This window comes from Paenibacillus nasutitermitis, assembly GCF_014641075.1.
In the GTDB taxonomy this organism is placed as follows: domain Bacteria; phylum Bacillota; class Bacilli; order Paenibacillales; family Paenibacillaceae; genus Paenibacillus_Z; species Paenibacillus_Z nasutitermitis.
Genome location: NZ_BMHP01000001.1, coordinates 1884595 through 1904029 on the forward strand (window position 1 = coordinate 1884595; position 19435 = coordinate 1904029).

13 protein-coding genes and 1 other annotated feature are annotated in these 19435 nt (G+C 50.6%); of the genes, 10 read left to right on the plus strand and 3 right to left on the minus strand.

Going from position 1 to position 19435, the window contains the following annotated elements; all coding sequences use genetic code 11:
* The first annotated feature begins 44 nt into the window (after window positions 1-44).
* Complete coding sequence (locus tag IEY46_RS08035; RefSeq protein ID WP_188990782.1) at window positions 45-5417, plus strand: discoidin domain-containing protein; 5373 nt, start codon at window positions 45-47, stop codon at window positions 5415-5417.
* An 88-nt stretch (window positions 5418-5505) separates the two neighbouring features.
* On the opposite strand, the gene IEY46_RS08040 is transcribed toward IEY46_RS08035, so the two are convergent.
* Window positions 5506-7179, minus strand: coding sequence for a ribonuclease J (locus tag IEY46_RS08040; RefSeq protein ID WP_188990784.1), 1674 nt, complete (start codon window positions 7177-7179; stop codon window positions 5506-5508).
* 356 nt (window positions 7180-7535) lie between these two features.
* On the opposite strand from IEY46_RS08040, the gene IEY46_RS08045 reads away from it, so the two are divergent.
* Entirely contained in the window at window positions 7536-7667 is a 132-nt protein-coding gene (locus IEY46_RS08045; protein WP_188990786.1) for a DUF4023 domain-containing protein, read from the plus strand.
* 70 nt (window positions 7668-7737) lie between these two features.
* Here the strand turns inward: IEY46_RS08045 and IEY46_RS08050 are convergent, their stop codons facing one another.
* Window positions 7738-7905, minus strand: a complete 168-nt coding sequence (locus IEY46_RS08050; protein WP_188990788.1) for a YfhD family protein — start codon at window positions 7903-7905, stop codon at window positions 7738-7740.
* Window positions 7906-8031: 126 nt separating this feature from the next.
* Complete coding sequence (locus IEY46_RS08055) at window positions 8032-9180, minus strand: serine hydrolase domain-containing protein (RefSeq protein WP_188990790.1); 1149 nt, start codon at window positions 9178-9180, stop codon at window positions 8032-8034.
* A gap of 123 nt (window positions 9181-9303) precedes the next feature.
* Window positions 9304-9567 (plus strand) — a binding site (T-box leader).
* A gap of 83 nt (window positions 9568-9650) precedes the next feature.
* Here IEY46_RS08055 and asd point away from each other — a divergent pair.
* The 8 genes from asd (at window position 9651) to IEY46_RS08095 (ending at window position 19424) form a co-directional block, all read left to right on the plus strand.
* Window positions 9651-10736: an aspartate-semialdehyde dehydrogenase gene (gene asd / locus IEY46_RS08060; protein ID WP_188990792.1), complete on the plus strand. Its 1086-nt coding sequence runs from the start codon at window positions 9651-9653 to the stop codon at window positions 10734-10736.
* A gap of 200 nt (window positions 10737-10936) precedes the next feature.
* A complete protein-coding gene (locus tag IEY46_RS08065; protein ID WP_188990794.1) occupies window positions 10937-12730 on the plus strand; it encodes a sensor histidine kinase in 1794 nt (597 codons plus the stop codon).
* On the plus strand, window positions 12720-14348 hold the full coding sequence (locus IEY46_RS08070) for a response regulator (protein WP_188990796.1): 1629 nt from the start codon (window positions 12720-12722) through the stop codon (window positions 14346-14348). Before IEY46_RS08065 ends, IEY46_RS08070 begins: the two co-directional genes overlap by 11 nt.
* Before the next feature lie 202 nt (window positions 14349-14550).
* Entirely contained in the window at window positions 14551-15552 is a 1002-nt protein-coding gene (locus tag IEY46_RS08075) for a Gfo/Idh/MocA family protein (RefSeq protein WP_229750206.1), read from the plus strand.
* 22 nt (window positions 15553-15574) lie between these two features.
* Entirely contained in the window at window positions 15575-16927 is a 1353-nt protein-coding gene (locus IEY46_RS08080; RefSeq protein WP_229750142.1) for an ABC transporter substrate-binding protein, read from the plus strand.
* 93 nt (window positions 16928-17020) lie between these two features.
* Complete coding sequence (locus IEY46_RS08085; RefSeq protein WP_188990799.1) at window positions 17021-17890, plus strand: carbohydrate ABC transporter permease; 870 nt, start codon at window positions 17021-17023, stop codon at window positions 17888-17890.
* A gap of 11 nt (window positions 17891-17901) precedes the next feature.
* The gene (locus tag IEY46_RS08090) at window positions 17902-18717 is read left to right on the plus strand and encodes a carbohydrate ABC transporter permease (RefSeq protein ID WP_188990801.1); all 816 of its coding nucleotides are present in this window, start codon (window positions 17902-17904) and stop codon (window positions 18715-18717) included.
* Between the two features lie 20 nt (window positions 18718-18737).
* On the plus strand, window positions 18738-19424 hold the full coding sequence (locus IEY46_RS08095) for an N-acetylmannosamine-6-phosphate 2-epimerase (RefSeq protein ID WP_188990803.1): 687 nt from the start codon (window positions 18738-18740) through the stop codon (window positions 19422-19424).
* Window positions 19425-19435 lie beyond the last annotated feature (11 nt).

Here is a 19435-nt window from a genome sequence, read left to right on the forward strand (position 1 = left end):
GCGCTGCTGCGGCTGCTGGCTCATACGAAACGGAGGGATATGATATGTTGAAACGAAGAATCATTTTCGTGGCTTCATTACTGCTGTTCCTGTTAATAGCATCTCAGTCCATCGTCAGCGCAAGCAATTTGAGTATGACCGTTACTCAGATTACAGCCTCTTCCTATCAGGGGGGCTATGAGCCCCCCAAAGCATCGGATCAGATCTACAACAGCTCGTCCAACGGCTGGCGCGCGAATGCAGCTCCTTCTTCAAGCAATCCGCAGTGGATCAAATATGATCTGGGCAGCGTGAAGTATGCAGGGGCGATTGAAATATATCCTGAGCCGGGCTACGGACCCAAGACTTTTACGATCCAAACCTCGCTGGATGATGTTACGTATACCACTCAAAAAACCATTTCCCTTACAGCAGATAAACGCACCTATAATGACTGGCCTTCATCGAAAGCAAGATATATTAAAATCAATGTGACTTCCGGATTCAATAGCGCCAGTCAGATCAGGGAAGCCTACATTTTCTCGGAGATATTACCCCATCGCGTTTCAACTTTATCCGGCGGGGACCTGTTCGACTTCTCCCGGCTTACGGAAGCGGGATTCAATGCGCTTCACCGAGCAAATATCCAACTGGTCAATCCGATTATTTGCGGGTACGCGCCGGATTTCAAGGTTCAGGTGCTGCCGAATGGCGGAGACCCCGATGTGGATGCCAATTATGACTGGAGTTATGCCGATGAAATGGTCAACCGGTTTACAAGCCATGGGATCGATATGTTTATTGGACAATGTTTAGGCAAGCTCGACTCGTATTGGCCGCAGTTAATTGCGCCGATGGTAGACGAGAACGGCAATCAGTTTCAGGATGCGGTTAAAGTGAATCCCTTTGTAAGTGATTCCCTGACTTTAACGAAGACCTTCAACAAGAAGGTAGCCGAGCATTTTAGCGATAATCCATTCGTGAGACTTCAAGCGATAACAGGTCCCGGCTATTTTGGAGGCATCGAGATCTTCGGAGGCGATATTGTCAATCCGACACTGTTTGCCTATGACGATCAAGCCAAAGCGAGATTCCGCGAGTGGCTGCAAACCAAATATGCCAATGTGGCCGCATTGAATACAGCCTGGGGCACTTCCTATTCTGCCTGGAATGAGGTACAGCCGCCCAAGCCGCAAAGAACCGGGATGACTGGAGCTTTGGACGTTCGGCAGAGCTGGTCGGACATGATGTTCTGGCTAAGGGATTTCGTATCCCAATATACGGTGGATACTACTGCGGCCGTGAGGAGTGTCAGCGATAAACCTCTGTACGCAGTCGTGGATGGGGGACAATGGTTCAGTCCGATGGAAGGTCAAGCCAGCATCGGATTAACAGCGAGGATTCTCCGCAATTATAAACCCTTCGTACTGGCGAGCAGCGGCGGGGATGAAGTATTTGGCCCGGCCGCAATTGCAGCAGCGGCAAGATTCTATGGATATGATACCGCGAACGACAATGCGAATTATGAATCGCGAAAGCTTAGCGACGATACGATGTTCAGTCTGTTGGCGAAGGGGATCGGCACCTTTAACAACAGCAATATGGCCGAGGATTTTATTGGGGACGGCTGGACGGGAACTCCGCATACCACCGGCTGGGATCCTTCCGCCACCTACGCCGGAACCGAAGAATTTAACCAGTATGCCCAGCGTTCGGGAAGGCTGCTGGCTGTGGACCCTTTACCCGAGCAGGGGGATGTCGCGATCTATAATTCCTTCTACTCCAGCAATTATCGCAAGGGGTACCGATACGACGATTATATGAATATTTATGACCGGGATCATGGACTCGGCTTTAATGTCAGACCCTTTGCAAGCTGGTCACATTACCTTGATACCCCCGATATTGTCGATGATTTTCTTATTGAAGACGGCGCCTTGGCCAATTATAAGGTGCTCGTCAGTGCGAATTCCAGTTTGACGCTGACGTCAGATACCGCACAGACTAATGTATTGAACTGGGTCAGCGGCGGCAAAGCGATTGTGGGTTTTGGAAAAGACAGCTTCAATTATAAGCTTAATCTGGCTTCGCGCTCCATATCCGGCAGCACAAATGTATCCAACTGGATGATGGGAATTTCAGGTGGAAGCGCTGCAGCAACAACCACCAGTCGGACTGCGAGCGTTGCTGCCAATAAACCGTCCTGGCTGACTTCGCTCAAAGCCGGGGAAACGGCGACCTTTGCCGTTGCCGACAACAGTCAGGCACAGGTCTTTACATCGCTGCTTAGCGGAGCAGTGCCCGTACTTGTCGACGGCAACGGAAATACCATAATGGCGGAGTATAGCTATGGCAGCGGAAAGGTGCTTTTCTCTACTATTCCTGTGAGTGACAGCGAAATGTTCCATGATGGATTTATGGGTAAAATTTTGAGTGATTTTGCCGATCATGCCGGTGTAGTCCGAAAAGTGAAAGTTGACGGCGACCGGTATCATGCCGCTTATATGGGGACCAATAAACAAAACGGCAATAAAGTTATCGTTGTTGCCGATCCGCAATATATGGCAAACGGACAGTTCTTGCCAAGTGGTACCGGATATGATCCCCAGTATGTTTCAAATGGGCAAACGCTGGCGATCGAAACGGATTCAAGCTTGAATGGCTTGCCCGTGGAAGTGGATGTAACTGCGCCATGGAGGAATATTAGCGGAGGGACCATACAGGAGAGCTCGGTGGATTTGCCGCAGAAGCGGATCACGTATACGGCTTCTTCTTCCCAACCTTTGCTTCTCCAGGCACTGCCCTATGGTTCGCTGCCCATTGTGAAGGTAACGGCAGGGATGTCCGAAAAGCCTTTTCTTCCAAAGAATGTTGCGGACAGCAGCAAAGATGATGCGGGAATGTGGAAGGGAGGCCGGGCGACGCCGGGCAATCCGCAAACCGTTACGGTTGATTTTGGGGCGGTTTACCCAGTCAGCGGCATGGAGTTGTACCCGTTTGCCGATGATGACCAGAATGAACTGTTCTCCTTTGAAACCGGCACTTACGCGGGATGGACGGCAAGCGGAACCGCCTTCGGCGCAGCTCCAAATCCGGGAACGCATAATGGCGCCGTGACGGGCATGAAAGGAAGATTCTGGGCTGATTCTCAGTGGGGTGGAGAAGCGGCTACCGGAAGCCTGAAGAGCATGAAATTTATGATCGATAAAGAGGTGCTCAGCATCCGAATCGCTGGATACGACGGTGTGAACGGGACGAATAATCAGAACCTGTTGCATGTTAAACGCTTTTCCGACAATGCCATTATCTATACGGTAAAACCGCCGCAAAGCAATGCTTTTGCGACCAAGCGACTGGAGATGGCTTCCTATATCGGCACAGAGGTCTATCTTCAAGTCGAAGATAATTGTACGGCATCCGCCTATTGCTGGCTGGGTATCGACTATCTATCACTCAGCAGCTACAAAGAGCAGAAGGAAATCGCTGATTTTTCTTTTGAGCAGGGTACATTCAGCGGATGGACCGCTTCCGGAACGGCGTTTAGCGCTGCTCCAACAGCATCGGATCATGGGGGACAAGTGAAAGGCTGGCTTGGATCCTATTGGGCAGATTCGAGGGCGGGCGGCGAGACAGCCACCGGTACATTGACTTCAGCCCCTTTTCTGCCGCAATCGGAGCTGTTAAGTTTCCGAATAGCCGGTTATGACGGATCGGCCGGGACTTCCAATCTGAATGCGGTTTATCTCAAAAAAGCTTCCGACAATTCCGTTTTGTTTACCGTTAAACCACCGCAAAGCGACAACTTTAAGGATGTTACCTGGGATGTCACGCCGTATAGGGGAACCAGCGTTTATTTGCAAGTCGTGGATGGGCACAGCGGAAGTTCCTCTGCATGGCTTGGGATCGATGACGTCAGCTTCAGCAGCAATTACGGATTTGAACGGGGCACTTTTTCTGGCTGGACGGTCAATGGCACAGGCTTTGGCACCGCGCCTTCTTACCAGAAAACGGATCATCCCAATCTTCCCTGGGCGCATCAGGTTCTGTCTGTTCCGGGCTACGACGGCAAGTATTATGCCACAACCCATATTGCAGGCAACCATGCAACAGGATCGCTGACAAGCAAGAACTTCGTTATTCAGAAGCCTGTTCTTTCCTTCCGCGGAGCAGGATACGACGGTCCAAACGGAACAAGCAACCAGAATTATTATTGGCTGATGAGGGCATCGGACAACACGCCTTTGATTGTCGGCAAGCCGCCGCAAGCCAAACATTTTGTACAAACCTACTGGGATGTTTCTGCTTATATAGGGACGGAGGTCTATATAAAAGTAGAAGATTATAGTACGGACCCCAATTCAGGCTGGATCGCGTTCGACGATTTAGTGCAGCTGAATAATTTCGACTTTGAAGTGGGCACCTGGACAGGTTGGACACGGACGGGCACGGCTTTCGGCACGACCCCTTCCACTGTAGGGCATGGCAATCTGGCCGGATGGAGAGGCAAATATTTGGCCGATTCATTTGCGGGAGGAGAGAGTGCAACAGGTACGATCCGCAGCAAGGATTTTATATTGGAGAGCAAAACCTTCTCTTTCCGCAAGGCAGGGTGGGATGGGGCGGCAGGGACCAGCAATCTGAATTTCTATACCCTTAAGAGAGCATCAGACGGCGCTGTTCTGTTTAATGCCAAACCGCCGCAAAGCGACGGATTTGTAACGGAAACCTGGGATGTATCGGCTTATGTGGGAACCAAAGTTTATTTTGAAGTGGTGGACACCCATACAGCCAGCAATTTTGCATGGCTGGCCGTTGACGACATCAACTGGCGCGGATCGGGACCGAGGAGTTTTACCGTGCAGGCGTCTGCGGACAATGTCAATTGGGGCTCTCCGCTCCTGACCGTAACGAATCAAGGGAATAAATATGACAGCTATAACTGGACGCCTGCAAATGCGAGATACGTCAAGCTAACGATCACTGATGGCTATGGAAGTAACGTATCGATCAAAGAAATGACGTTCAAAAAAGATCTGGTGCCATTATCCGTTTCAGCAGTCACTGCCTCGTCGCAGGCAGCGGGGTACGAAGCCTCTAAAGCGATAGACGGTATTACGGAATCCGACACCAATATATGGGCTAATATTGGCGCTCCGCCCTCCTGGATTCAATTTGACTTGGGGAGCGTACAATCCATCCGGGCTGTAGAGGTGTTTGCACGAAACAATACGCTCGCGCAGAAGCTGGGTCCCAAGGACTTCAACATCCTGGTTTCGGCGGACGGCACGACATGGACGAACGTTTATACAGCCAGAAGCAATGGCGAAAACGAGGCTCTATATACGTTTCCAGCCGTAAATGCCCGGTATGTGAAGTTGGATATTGCAACAGGCTGGAATAATACGTCTCAGATTAGAGAGGTGAAAATTTTCCAGTAAAGACGAGGGAGCCAACAGAAGCAGACACCGATAATCGGTGTCTGCTTCTGTCTGCTTCATGCTGTGCAAGAACAGCCGATAAACATCGCTAAACCTGAATGATGACGGGCAGAATCATCGGCCTTCTCCGGGTCTGGGCAAATAAAAACTTGCCAACGGCATCCTTGAGAGCCTGCTTGTAGGACCCCCATTGATTGGAAGGGGATTCTTGCAGCTGCGAAATCGTTGTAACTGTAATCCGGTGCACTTCTTCCAGTAAACCCTCGGATTCCCTAACGTAGACGAATCCGCGGGATATAATATCGGGCCCCGATACTATCTTGCCGTCGGCCTTGGCAATCGACAAGACAAGAATGAGCAGACCATCCTCAGACAACACCTTGCGGTCCCTCAATACAATGTTCCCCACATCGCCGATTCCCAGGCCATCGACCAGGGTATTGCCGCTTGGCACCTTTCGTTCCTGATAAGCCTTAGAATCCGTGACATCAACAACATCGCCGTTATTCAAGATGAAGATATTGTCTGCCTCAACACCGACTGCTTCCGCCAGCAACCGATGCTGATGGAGCATGCGGAACTCACCGTGAATGGGAATGAAATACTTGGGCTTCATAAGAGTAAGCATCAATTTCAGTTCTTCCTGACTGGCATGGCCGGATACATGCATACCCGTTACCGTACCGGATCCATAAATGACGTTGGCCTTTCGTTGGAACAAATTATCCACAATGCGCGCTACATACCGTTCATTCCCGGGGATTGGCGAGGATGCCAATATAACCGTATCGCCAGGCGATACCTCGACATGCCGTTGATTGCCTGCAGCGAGCCGGGCTAAAGCTGCCATCGGCTCGCCTTGGCTCCCGGTGCATAGAACGACCATTCGATGAGGTGCGTATTGGATAATGTCCTGCAGATCAACCAGCATATCGTCAGGCAATCTTAAATAACCCAGTGTGGAAGCGATATCCACCACATTAATCATGCTTCTGCCAAGCAAGGCGATTTTGCGGTTCGTGTTCTCTGCAGCGTCAATAACCTGCTGCAGCCGGTGAACGTTGGAGGCAAAGGTAGACAGAAAGATTTTGCCTTCGGCTTTGGCAAATGCCTCCATGATATGCTCGCCCACAATGCGCTCAGAGGGTGTAAATCCCTGGCGCTCGGAATTCGTACTCTCGGATAGGAGGACCAGAACCCCGTTCCTCCCGATATCCGCCATTTTATGTATATCCGCATACTGCTCATTCACGGGAGTCAAATCAAACTTGAAGTCCCCCGTATGAACGACCGTCCCCTGCGGGGTATCAACGGCAATACCCAGGCAGTCGGGAATGCTGTGGTTGGTGCTGAAGAAGGTCATCGACATCTCGCCGAATATTAATCGGGTGTCCGAGTTGATTTCGTGCAGCTTTGTACTTACATGCAGTTTATGCTCTTTGAGTTTTCTTTCAATCAGGCCAAGCGTTAACCGGGTAGCGTAGATCGGCATATTCAACTGCTTGATGATGTATGGGATTCCCCCGATATGGTCCTCGTGGCCGTGCGTTACGATCATACCTCTTATTTTCTCTTTATTCTCAAGCAAATAAGTGATATCGGGAATGATTACATCAATACCTAATAAACTCTCATCAGGAAATTTGGAGCCGCAGTCGATGACAATAAGATCATCGTCATATTGCAGAACATACATATTTTTTCCAATTTCGTTCACTCCACCAAGAGCGAATATGGAAAGCCGGTCTTCGGTTAGACTCATGCGTATATCTCTCCTCATCATTTCTAAAGCCTGTTGAATATCTCTGTATGTGGATTAATATTCCGCTTTTATATGCAGATTATCCGCCTGTTAGGAAAAGATTCCAAAAAAAGCCGCCTTTCAAACAGGCGGCAATCAGGTCATTGGTAATAATACAAATCGGTGTCCGACTCTAGATGTTTAATGTAATTAACTAAATAGTTTAATGTGATTAATTAATGGAAATAAGAGTGGATAGAACAGTTTCTTAACCCGTTTTTTCGCGTCATGAACGTTCCAATATGACTGCATACAATAGAAAATTTGTGGAAACGTTATCTAGTGAGTCAGAAGCTGAAGGGAGGATGGGGGAGCTTATGGATTCCACGAACGACTTCGTGAATAAGGTTAAGGATACGCAGGCCAAACAGCAGAAGAACAAGGAGCATCACGGCAAAGGCAAGGAGTCGAAAAATCTTCCCAATGTGCAGCATACGAATAATCCGTGAATAATGAAGGCCCGCATAACTGCCAGGATGGCAGTTATGCGGGCCTTAGAACATCAAAGGGAAATGCAAACTATTCCTGTTCAGCTCTTGTATCTGCTTCTTGTGCTCGCTGTTGGGCTTCTTTGTCGTTCTCATCGGCCAGCGTCTCGGAGAACTCGACATCCTCGTTCTCGCCAATCGGCAAAGTTGCAAAGTTTTGCTTGCTTAAATCTTTGTCGTTCGAGTTAAATTCGTTCATGTCAGTTCCTCCTTCTTGGATTGTATATCTGTTCCATGAGTAGGATAACCGATTGGACACCTAAATATTCCAGTTTTCAATTTTGCTTCAGATTCGTTGACAGCGTGGATCATTCTCTGCACACTCCTACAACGCTCCATATATAACGGACCGTAACCTCGGATGAATATAAGGCTCCAGGCTTGGGAGCATCTGCTGCATGTAAACGACAGATAATTCTTCTTGCGGATCAATCAATGTGTAGGATCCCGCCAGACCTGCCCAGCCGAATTCGCCGATCGTGCCGTTGTTTCCTCCAGCTGCGGGGTCCATAAGCACGCGAACACCCAGGCCATAACCGTAGCCGCTCATTTGCGGCCAATTGAAGTCTTCAAGCTGCTGTCCGCTCAGATGATTGGTCCTCATTAAATCAATGGTCTTCCTGCTTAGAAGCTTCGCTCCTTCAAGCTCGCCTCCGCGGGCAAGAGCCTGCGCAAACCGGCTGTAATCGCCGGTTGTCGACAGTAGACCGCCCCCGCCGCTTTCGTATTGGCATCCGGGCTGATAAGGGCCGTCCATTCTATCATTGACAGTCAAGCTGCCGTCTTCTGAACGGTCATACATCACGCATAACCGGTCTCGCTTGTCGCCTGGAATCCTGAACGAGGTATCGATCATCCCCAAGGGCTCGAATATTTGCTTCTTCAGAAACGCTTCAACAGTCTGGCCGGACAGAACCTCGATTAAAGCAGCCAGTACATCGTGGCTCGTGCCATACTTCCAATGGGTACCGGGATCGAAGGCAAGAGGGATGGCCGCAAGCTGACGGGATAGCTCCCGCATATTCATTGTGGCCGCGGCATGCTCCATGATGGCCCGGGTTTTCCGTTCGGTCTCCGTCCCGATGCCCCCATAGGTAAGCCCGGATGTCATCGTGAACAAATCCTTGACCCGGATCGAGCTGGCAGCGGGGGAGACCGTCATGTCGCCGACTTCGTTGTAGCGATGCACCAGTGGATTTTTGAATTCAGGCAGATATTCCTCAAGCGGGTCGTTTAACTGATAGAGACCTTTCTCATACAGCATTAGCGCAGCGGTGCAAGTAATGACTTTGGTCATTGAATAAATCCTGTAAATCGTATCAGGACTGATTTCCTTCTTCTTCGCCAAGTCCGCGTAGCCCAGATTCTCCTGATACAGAACCTCTCCGCGTTGAACAACTGTACATGCACAGCCAGCCGGTCCCTTCTCCATGAAGCTATTGAGAAGCGCAGTTAAACGCTGCATTCGATTCATTGACATCCATCTCCTTTTTAGGGAAAGCGCTTCCTTCATACTAGCACATGGTGGTAAATCGCGAACAGCTTTAAAATATCTTTACTCTTCTTCAGTTATCTAGTATACTGTTTCAAATATTTAATAAATGCGATGATGAGAAAAGTAAATGAAGCGTTCTTCCACAGAGAGCTCCGTCAGCTGAAAAGGAGTGAAGATAACTTTACTGAAGAAAGCCTCTGAGCAGTACATTGGATCCTTCAGGAGGAGATGGTGTAACAGGAGCTCCTGTTATAGAGCTAGAGTATCTGCATTTTCGTTTATTAATGCACGTACTTGAAGAGGCTGGTATGGCGACATATCAGTAAATCCGGGTGGTACCACGAGCATATTTATCTCGTCCCTGAGACTATTATAGTCTTGGGGGTGGGATTTTTTTGTTTTGTTAATTGTTGAAAGCTACTAATTCATACTATAAGAGGAGTGAGCCTATGTCACGTTTAAAAGCAGCAATCGTCGGAGCAACAGGCATGGCCGGCCAACAGTTCGTACAGGCCTTGACGCAGCATCCGAATTTTGAAGTCGTTGTTATGGTCACATCCAGAACCTTGAGTTCGTATAAAGAAGCTTTGCTTGAAGCAGACGGATCTTCGAGATGGATACAAAATACGCCGATACCCGAAGATATGCTGGATGTTCCGGTCGTATCCTCAAAGGAATTCTCGCCGACCTCGGTTGATGTTATTTTCACAGCTATCGAATCCGATCTGGCCAAAGAATTGGAGCCCTGGTTTGCCCAAACGACTCCGACCTTCTCGACGGCATCCGCATTTCGATATTTCGAGGATACGCCGCTTCTCATCACGGGCGTCAATGACGATCATGCGGATCTAATTCGCAAACAGCAGCAGGAACGCGGCTGGAAGGGATTCGTTCTGCCAGTACCCAATTGTACGGTGACGGGTCTTGCGATCACGTTAAAGCCATTACAGGAACACTTTGGCGTGCAGAATGTTCTTATGGTTTCCATGCAATCCATTAGCGGAGCCGGAAGAAGTCCAGGGGTTCGTTCGATGGATATTCTGGACAATATCATCCCCTACATTCCTAATGAAGAAGGAAAGGTCCGAAGAGAGCTGCTGAAAATACTCGGCGGCTATTCCGGAGAGGGCATTACGCCTGCCGAGATTAATGTCAATTGTATCTGTACAAGAGCGAATGTGATTGACGGACATACCGAGTCTGTATTTGTCGGTCTGAAGGAACAAGCCAGCTTAGCTGAAATTAAAGAAGCTATCCGCGGCTATAATCCCTTCGCCGGCCCACGCTTGCATTCCGCGCCCGAGCAAATGATTCATATTTTCGATGACCCATTCCGGCCGCAGCCCAGACTGGATCGGGAGCTTGGAGGCGGGATGACGACAAGCATGGGAAGGCTGGAAGAGGAAGCCGTGCTTGGCGGCGTTAAATATGTACTGGTTTCCCACAACACGAAGATGGGTGCAGGCAAAGGCGCAGTTCTGCTCGCTGAATCGATGCTGGCACGCGGGATCTTGCACGATAACGCCAAGCTCTAAGCTGAAGAACAACAAGGCCATGTATAATGTGGTCTTGTTGTTTTTTTATTGAAGCAAACCCTTGTCCTCCAATGATATCCTATAAGCTTCTGAATGGGATTGTATGGGGTTATAGAACAGGAGGGCAGCCGCGCCTCTTTACAGAAAAGTTCGGCGGGTTTACACTTGTTTGAATAATCGAAGCGATAGGAGAATTGGCGATGAACATCCGGTTAGGCATCCTCTCCCAGAAAATATCCATACGAAACCAGATTATTTTCCTGGTTCTGATCATTTTGATCCTTCCCTTATTGTTTACCTTCTATTATTTGGATAAGCCCTTGGAGAAAGCGATTAAAGCGAAGATTGGATACTCTGCTCAGGAAGCGCTGAAATTGGCAGGCCGCAATATCGAATACGCCACGGAAGAAATGTTCGCAGCCGCCAACGAGATCGCGCAGAGCCCTCGCGTCATCCAATTGTTGCAGGATCCGGAAGCGCTTACTCCTTATGAGAAATATGAGCTGCAGATTAGTGAGCTGAACAAAGTGTCCAGATCCAATCACACTTCTTTTGTTGCGGTGATGGATAATATCGGTCATATGACTACGTCAAGATACACAGAGCCTCAAGTCTATAACGAGATCATGCGAAGCGACTGGCTCGCCCATTTAAATACAACTCCGAATCAGTTGCTTTGGGTGTTCCGACAAACAAATTACACATTCGCAGACAAACGGCCTACGGTCTCCCTGGTGCGATTGATCCAGGAACCACAGACGCACCGCAAGCTTGGCGTGCTGCTTTACAGCAAGTCGGAGGAGGATTTATACAGCTATATCACGGGGCTGGAAGGGAAGATATATTTAGCTGATTCGTCCGGGACGATCATCTCAAGCGGAGACAAGAGCAAGCTTGGCGCTGCGCTGCCAACCCAATACGCGGTTATGGATCTTAAGGAGACCTCCCGGGGTCAAGCAACCGTTGGTAAGGGTGCAGAGAAGAAACTCGTGAATTATTACGGCATCAGCCAGACGGGCTGGACAATCGTCCAGATCATTCCGTACGACACGGTGTTCAAAGAGATTTTCGATATTCGGAAGGCGAACCTCACGGTCTCGGGCATGATCCTCGCGTTGTTTGTCCTGCTCACTATTGCGATCGCGAACAATATCTCAAGACCGCTGGTCGTGATGGTCAAGAAGATGACGGGGATGGAAAACAATCAATTCAACAGCCCCATTACAGTGAATGGGCCCAAAGAGATATCCGTGCTGCAGAAGACATATAACCAAATGCTAGGGCAATTGAAAGATCTGCTGCACCGCGTCAAAGACGAATACAAACAGAAGGAAGAGATGCGCTTTCGCGCGCTGCAAGCCCAGATCAATCCGCATTTTATTCTCAATACGCTGAATAATATCAAGTGGACCGCCTATGTGAGAGGCGAGCGGGAAGTCGGTCAAATGCTCTCCAGTCTGGCGGGCTTGCTGGAAGGAAGCATCGTGCGGGGAAGCAGCATGAATACGCTGGGAGAAGAAGTTGACTACCTTCGGAACTATATCGTTTTGATGAAGCTGAAGTTCAATGAGAAGCTGGACATCGTCTTCAACGTGCCGGAGGACCTTCTTCAAGCAGAGACGATAAAGTTCATGCTGCAGCCGGTCGTCGAGAATAGCATAGAGCATGGCTTGGAACGATTGCCCGGAAAAGGAGTCATCGAAGTGAAAGCGCATCAGGAAGGGGGGATCCTGCTCCTGACAATAAGCGATAACGGCATAGGGATCGGCATGGAGCGGTTAAAGGAACTTCAAACATGGCTTGATGCAGATGAGCTGGTAGAAGAGAACGATGAGGCAAAACGGATCGGGCTGCGCAACGTTCATGAACGGCTCAGGCTTCAATACGGAGAAGGGTTCGGCCTTGCGATCGACAGCAGGCCGGGCGAAGGCGCAACGGTAACGTTCCGGTTACCGTTCCTGCGAAAAAAGGAGGGACAAAAGCATGCCGATTAAAGTCATGCTGGTTGATGACGAGATTATTGTGCGAATCGGCATGAAATCCGCCATCGATTGGGAAGGAAACGGATTCCGGTACGCGGGGGAAGCTGGAGACGGAGTGGAAGCGCTCGCTTTGCTCGATCGAATTAACCCAGATATTCTGTTAACGGATATTAAGATGCCAAATATGAACGGGATCGAATTGATCAAAGAGGTTAAGCGAAAGCGACCGGAAATCCGGATCATCGTGCTCAGCAGCCATGATGAATTTGATTACGTCCGAAGCGCGATGAAACTGGGCGCTGACGATTATATTCTGAAAGCTTCGGTCGATCCGGACAAATTGATTCATTTACTGCGCGAAACGGCTAGTCGGATCGAACCGGCCAGCGAGTCGGCTTCGGCCAATCCAAAAGAGGACGGGCACACCTCGTCCCCGCGTGAAACACTGGAAGATCTCCTGTGCCGCTGCATGGAGGGTGAAATCCGATTGGAGGACATGAACCGTCAGGCGCTGTTGGAAAGCTTCTCCCGGCACCGGGCTTATATTGCGCTTGCGAGAGTGACCGAAGATGAGACGACGCAAACAGCTTTCGTTCCACCGGCAGCGGCCGCGACGTTGGGTCATGTACTCGAGTTGAATGCGCAGAAGTGGGTCCGAACGACGCTAGCGAGATCCTCGGAGCGTGAAGTTGTTCTCGTTTTGTGGCTGAAGGACGAGATTTCGGCAGAACGGTTAAGGGAAATCGGGAAAGACTTGGCGAGCGCGGCCGGACGCTTCACCGGAATAGCGGTCGATATCGGGTTCAGCGGCGGGTGCGAATCACCAGGCAAGCTGGCGGAAGGGTACAATGAAGCTGCACAGGCTCTCGAGACTAGTTTTTTTGGGACGGGGGAACACGTGTATATCCATGCTGAACAAGGATTAAACAACTCATCGCTTGGCGTATCACTGATTTCCCGGCAGGATGAGAAGGAGCTGGTGCTGGCCGTCGAGCAACTGGACGAAGAAGCCATCCGGCATAAGATCGATGGAATATTAGCGAATGTTAAAATCGCAAGGCCGCCAATCGCCCAAGCGATTCAAGCCTGCCTAGATCTGTTCTATACCTTGCAGACCGCTTTCCGGAAGCTTGGAATTCCTGAAGAACGGCAAGCCGAAGGCGAGCAGCCGGCTTACAGCGAGATCATCGGCTTCACAAGAATCCGCCTCGCAGAGCAATGGTTCGAGCATTACGTTGCGCAGAATGTGCATCGGGTCCGTTCAGCGTCGCGGGAGCGGGGACGGGAAGAAATCCTGGCGCTGGTCACCTACATGAAAGACCACTATTCCGAAAGGATGACGCTGAAGCAAGCCGCCGCGAGAACGATGATGAGTGAAGGGTATTTAAGCTTTCTGTTCAAAAAAGAGACCGGTACGGGTCTCATTGAATTCCTGAATGGTTTACGGATTGATAAAGCCGCGGAACTGCTGCGGAATACGCATTTGCCCAGCTACGCGATCGCAGAGAAAGTCGGATACGATAACTTTAATTACTTCGGCCGTATCTTTAAGAAGGTCAAAGGTATGAGCCCGAAACGTTACAGGGCGAATTTTATAATCGGATCGACAACCTCCATTCCTTCGGAATAGGAGGTTTCTTCTTGTCCATCTTAAAAACGTGAACAATCCTATATAAAATGTGAATCCATTCATCATGGAAGCGCGGAATTGTGAACATTATTCTTGATCTCGTTCCTATTTTCCTCTCTTGCAGATTTCTATACTGATCATGTAAGCGTTACAATAATACGAGTTTTTAATGAAGAGAGCGAGGCAGACATCAGTGCGGAAAATGAAAGTAGCGGTCATTGGGTTAGGCGTAATGGGGCAGACCCATGCGCGGATTTACACGGAGCACGCCGGAGTGGAACTGGCGGCGGTATACGACATTTACCAACCGCATGCCCGGCAGATGGCGGAGAAGTACCGCACGAAAGCGGCCGGCAGTCTTGAAGAGCTGTTTGGCATGGAGGAGCTGGACGCAGTCAGCATCTGTACGTCGGATGATCAGCACTACGAGCTTGCTATGCTTGCTTGCAAGCACGGCAAGCATGTACTCATGGAGAAGCCGCTCGCGACGGACTTGAAGGAAGCGAAAGCGATCGTCGAACAAGCGAAGGCTTCCGGAATCAAAATGATGGTCGGGCATACGCTGCGCTGGGATCCGAGATACTATCATGCGCGGCAAACCGTCGCTTCCGGGCAGCTCGGCAGCCCGCTTCATCTGTACGCGAGACGAAACAATTCGTACCAGAACGGGCTTAGGCTGAAAGGCAGGACATCCGTTCTCATGTTCCTCGGCGTTCACGATATCGACGCGATCGAATGGGTGACCGGGGATCGCATTGTCGAAGTGTACACGGTAGAGGTGCGCAACCGCTTGAATGAATTCAACGTTGGCGATGCGGCGGTGACGACATTCAAGCTCGCTTCCGGCGCGGTTGGGAGCTACGAGACGAGCTGGGTCATGCCGGACCAATACTATGAGCTGGACGCGAAGCTGGATATTGTCGGGACGGAAGGGGCCGTCAACATCAATATCGTCAATCAGAACATCCAGCGTCACACAGAAGGCCGGTTCACTTATCCCGATACGATGTATGGCATGGAAATGTATGGCCGCTTAACGGGAATCATGAAAGAAGAGCTGACCTCTTTTATACTTGCGGTAACCGAAGATGCACCGCTTCCGATCATGGTCGAAGAAGCATACCGCGCCGTACAGATCGCCACATGCATGGAGCAATCTCTGCAGACCGGCTTGCCGGTCATCGTACCATCATCCATCGATTAATCGAAAAGAGGGGGAGCAACAAATGAACAAACAGTTAAAATGGGGTACGCTTGCGCTGCTGGCCACTTCTGTATTGATCTCAGGTTGCGGTAATAAAACGGATAATGCGGATGGGAGCAACACCGGGACCAACGGTTCGCCATCTGATGTGGCCATGCCTTATAAAGGGAAGGAAATCAGCGTACTGCTCGAAGGACACTCGACCAGCAATGCGATCCAGAAGATGCTTCCCGAGTTCGAAAAGAAGACGGGCATTAAGGTCAATCTGGAGATCGTTCCTTACAGCGACTTGACGTCCAAGGCGCTGATCAACTTCTCGAGCAGTTCCGGGCGCTACGACATTGTCATGGATGATATCGTTCACGGCTACGGATATCAAAACGCCGGATATGTCGAACCTCTCGACTCGTTCGCCTCTAATGCGGCGATTAGCTCGGACTATGACCAAGCTGACTTTGTGCCCGAATATTTAAACGCCATGAAGATTGACGACAAGATGTACGGTTTGCCGGTATATGGAGAGAGCACATTCCTTATGTACCGTAAAGATTTGTTCGAGGAGTATGGCATTGAGGTTCCCAAGACGTTCGACGAGCTGATGGCAGCCGCCAAGACCGTTAAAGAGAAGTCAAACGGCGAGATCGCGGGCATTACGCTGCGCGGCGAACAAGGGATCCAGAACGTGTATGTGTGGGCGGCTTTCCTGTGGGGCTTCGGCGGCCAATGGTTGAACGAACAAGGGCAGACGGACCTCGAAACTCCGGAAGCGGCCAAAGCGCTGGACTTCTATCAGGAAATTCTGAACAAATACGGTCCGACCGGCGTGGCGAACTTCGGCTGGCAGGAAAACCGCCTGTTGTTCCAGCAAGGCAAAGCGGCCATGACGATCGACGCAACCGTAAACGGCGCATACAACGAAGATCCCAAAGAGTCGTCAATCGTCGGCAAGGTCGGATACGCTCCCGTACCTACGCAGTCAAGCAATCCGAAAGGCGGCGCTTCATCGCTGGCGGTTCATGGTATGTACTTGTCCAAGGTTAGCGACAACAAGGAAGCAGCCTGGTTGTTCATGAGTTGGGCGACCTCGAAAGAGCAGCAAATCAAATCGATGTCCATCGATCCGAATTCCGGCGTATCTTCCCTGGCCGCGATGAAGGATGACGCTTTCGTGACGAAATTCGGCGCCTTCAAGGATACGATGCTGGAAGCGATCGCAAACGGAAACACGCAATATTTGCCGCAAATTCCGCAATCCAACGAAGTGATCAACAATACAGGTGTAGCCATCTCCAAGGCGTTGCTCAGCAACAAGACGGCTGCAGATGTGCTGAAGGAAGCCAACAAATTAAACAACAAGCTGCTGTCCGCGAAATAATCGGCCTGCGGCTGGGAAACAGGCCAAGCATCTCCGTCATGCTCAGCAGAATCAAACATGACGGTCGCTTGGCTCCTTAAAGGAGGGGAACGGATGATTCGGCAGTTTAAAACCCGGCCCCGTGCCTGGATCATGCCCACGATGCTCATTCTGGGCATCATGTCAGTAGTGGTTATGGGGTATTCGATTTATTTGGCTTTGCATGACATTAATTTGGTGAAATCGGCGAAGTCGTTCGTCGGCGCGGATAACTTTGTCGCCCTGCTGCAAGATTCGCGGGCCTGGAGCTCTCTGTGGCGGACTATCGTCTTCTCCATATCGGCAACAGGTATCGAGCTGCTGCTGGGCCTTGGTTTGGCGCTTTATTTGAACCGTCCGTTCATTGGGCGCAAGCTCGTGCGGACGCTGCTGTTGATCCCGATGATCATGACGCCGGTTGTATCCGGCTTAATCTGGCGCGTGTTCTATGACCCGAATTCCGGGGTCATCAATTATTATTTGGGTCAACTGGGGCTGAGCAGCAAGATTAACTGGCTCGGCAGCACGGAATTGGCGATGGTGTCCGTCATCGTTGCGGACGTCTGGCAGTGGACGCCGTTCGTGTTCCTGATCCTTGCGGCAGGTCTCGACGCGATGCCGAGCGAGCCGCTGGAGGCAGCCGAAGTCGACGGCGCTTCGACGTTCCAGCGCTTTAGCCATGTTGTGCTTCCTCTGCTTGCGCCTTCCTTGATCATCGCGTTCCTGCTGCGGATCATCGACAGTGTCAAGACGTTTGACATCATCTATGTCATGACGCGCGGAGGCCCGTCGCTCGCGACGGAAACGACAAATATGTATGCATACATCCAGGGCTTCAACAATTTCAACATCAGTTATGCCACGGTGATTAACTTGACGATTACCGTCATCATTACATTTATTTTCACGACGGTATATACCCGGCTGACGAAAGCTAAAAGGTGAGGGGGAGAACGATGCGCATCACGAAATCTACGTTGTTTTACGCGGGCGTCGGCTGCATATTGATATTCTTCATGGTCCCGCTCGTTTGGCTGATCTCCACCTCGTTCAAGAATAGCCGGGACGCTTTCGCGATTCCCCCGAAATGGTTTTTCGAACCTACATTGGATAATTACGGTAACGTGTTCGACAGATCGGACTTTTTCCTGGCGTTTGGCAACAGTGTATTCATCTCGCTTGTCTCGACCGTGCTGTGCCTTTGTATCGCTACAGTCACTTCTTATGCACTCGCTTATTTTCGTTTTCCAAACAAATCCAAAATCATGACATTCATATTGAGCTCCAGAGTCGCCCCGCCGATTCTTATGCTGCTTCCGGTCTACTTCATCTCCGTGCAAATCGGCATCTCCGATTCATATATGCTGCTCATTTTCATGTATATGCTGATGAACCTGCCATTCGCTGTCCTGATGCTGGTGACGTACTTCGAGGATATTCCCGGTGAAATTCGCGAAGCGGCCTTCGTTGACGGCTGTTCGGAGACCCGGACATTTTTCCGTATCATCCTTCCTTTGGCCAGAGGCGGTTTGGCGGCAACATTTATTCTCTCCATGGTACTGGCCTGGAACGAGTTTCTGATCGGGCTTGTCATGACGGGGAAAGGGACGCAGACGCTCCCTGTGCTCGTGACTTCATTTATGACCTTCCAAGGTACGGAATGGGGACCGTTATCTGCCGCAGGCACATTTATTATGGTTCCGATGCTCATCTTTGGGATCTTCGTGCAGAAGCATTTGGTCAAAGGAATGACGATGGGAGCGGTTAAATAAAGATCGGGAGGAAAGTGCACATGGCTAATTTATCACCTATTTTCCGGCGCAGAGGGTTGATTGTATCCGCGCAAGCGCTCGAGGACGAACCGCTTCACGGCGGGGATACGATGGCCAAGATGGCCCAGGCCGCAAAGGCGGCCGGGGCCATCGGAATTCGTACGAACGGAGTCTATGATATCCGGGCGATCAAGGCTGCTGTGGACTTGCCCGTGATCGGCTTGATCAAACGGGTAATCCCGGGCTCGGACATCTTCATTACGCCAACGGCGGAAGAAGTATCGGCAATTCTGGACGCAGGCGCGGAGATCGTGGCCATGGATGTAACAAACCGCGAAGGGCGGCTGGATGCCGTCGCCGAGTTGTTTGCACTCGTCCATGAACAAGGCGCGGCGGTCATGGCCGATGTGTCCACCTACGAGGAAGGCGCTGCCGCCGCCAAGCTGGGTGCGGACTTTGTCGGGACGACGCTGTCGGGGTATACGTCCTACAGCGAGCAGCTGGAAGGACCGGATCTGAATCTGCTTCGCCGCTTGAGCGGGGAACTGAACATTCCTGTCATCGCTGAAGGCCGAATCTGGACACCGGAAGATGCGGTAGCCGCCCTGGATGCCGGAGCCGACTACGTGGTCGTCGGCAGTGCTATTACCCGGCCGCAGCTCATTACAGCCCGGTATGTCAAAGCGATTCGGCAGAAGCTCGGATAGGGGGAAGAGCA

Excerpts from the sequence above, each read along its gene's own strand:
- IEY46_RS08080 (WP_229750142.1), top strand. The coding sequence starts at position 15,575 with ATGAACAAACAGTTAAAATGGGGTACGCTTGCGCTGCTGGCCACTTCT.
- IEY46_RS08055 (WP_188990790.1), bottom strand. The coding sequence starts at position 9,180 with ATGAATCGAATGCAGCGTTTAACTGCGCTTCTCAATAGCTTCATGGAG.
- IEY46_RS08070 (WP_188990796.1), top strand. The coding sequence starts at position 12,720 with ATGCCGATTAAAGTCATGCTGGTTGATGACGAGATTATTGTGCGAATC.
- IEY46_RS08095 (WP_188990803.1), top strand. The coding sequence starts at position 18,738 with ATGGCTAATTTATCACCTATTTTCCGGCGCAGAGGGTTGATTGTATCC.
- IEY46_RS08050 (WP_188990788.1), bottom strand. The coding sequence starts at position 7,905 with ATGAACGAATTTAACTCGAACGACAAAGATTTAAGCAAGCAAAACTTT.
- IEY46_RS08090 (WP_188990801.1), top strand. The coding sequence starts at position 17,902 with ATGCGCATCACGAAATCTACGTTGTTTTACGCGGGCGTCGGCTGCATA.
- asd (WP_188990792.1), top strand. The coding sequence starts at position 9,651 with ATGTCACGTTTAAAAGCAGCAATCGTCGGAGCAACAGGCATGGCCGGC.
- IEY46_RS08075 (WP_229750206.1), top strand. The coding sequence starts at position 14,551 with ATGAAAGTAGCGGTCATTGGGTTAGGCGTAATGGGGCAGACCCATGCG.
- IEY46_RS08085 (WP_188990799.1), top strand. The coding sequence starts at position 17,021 with ATGATTCGGCAGTTTAAAACCCGGCCCCGTGCCTGGATCATGCCCACG.
- IEY46_RS08065 (WP_188990794.1), top strand. The coding sequence starts at position 10,937 with ATGAACATCCGGTTAGGCATCCTCTCCCAGAAAATATCCATACGAAAC.
- IEY46_RS08035 (WP_188990782.1), top strand. The coding sequence starts at position 45 with ATGTTGAAACGAAGAATCATTTTCGTGGCTTCATTACTGCTGTTCCTG.
- IEY46_RS08045 (WP_188990786.1), top strand. The coding sequence starts at position 7,536 with ATGGATTCCACGAACGACTTCGTGAATAAGGTTAAGGATACGCAGGCC.
- IEY46_RS08040 (WP_188990784.1), bottom strand. The coding sequence starts at position 7,179 with ATGAGTCTAACCGAAGACCGGCTTTCCATATTCGCTCTTGGTGGAGTG.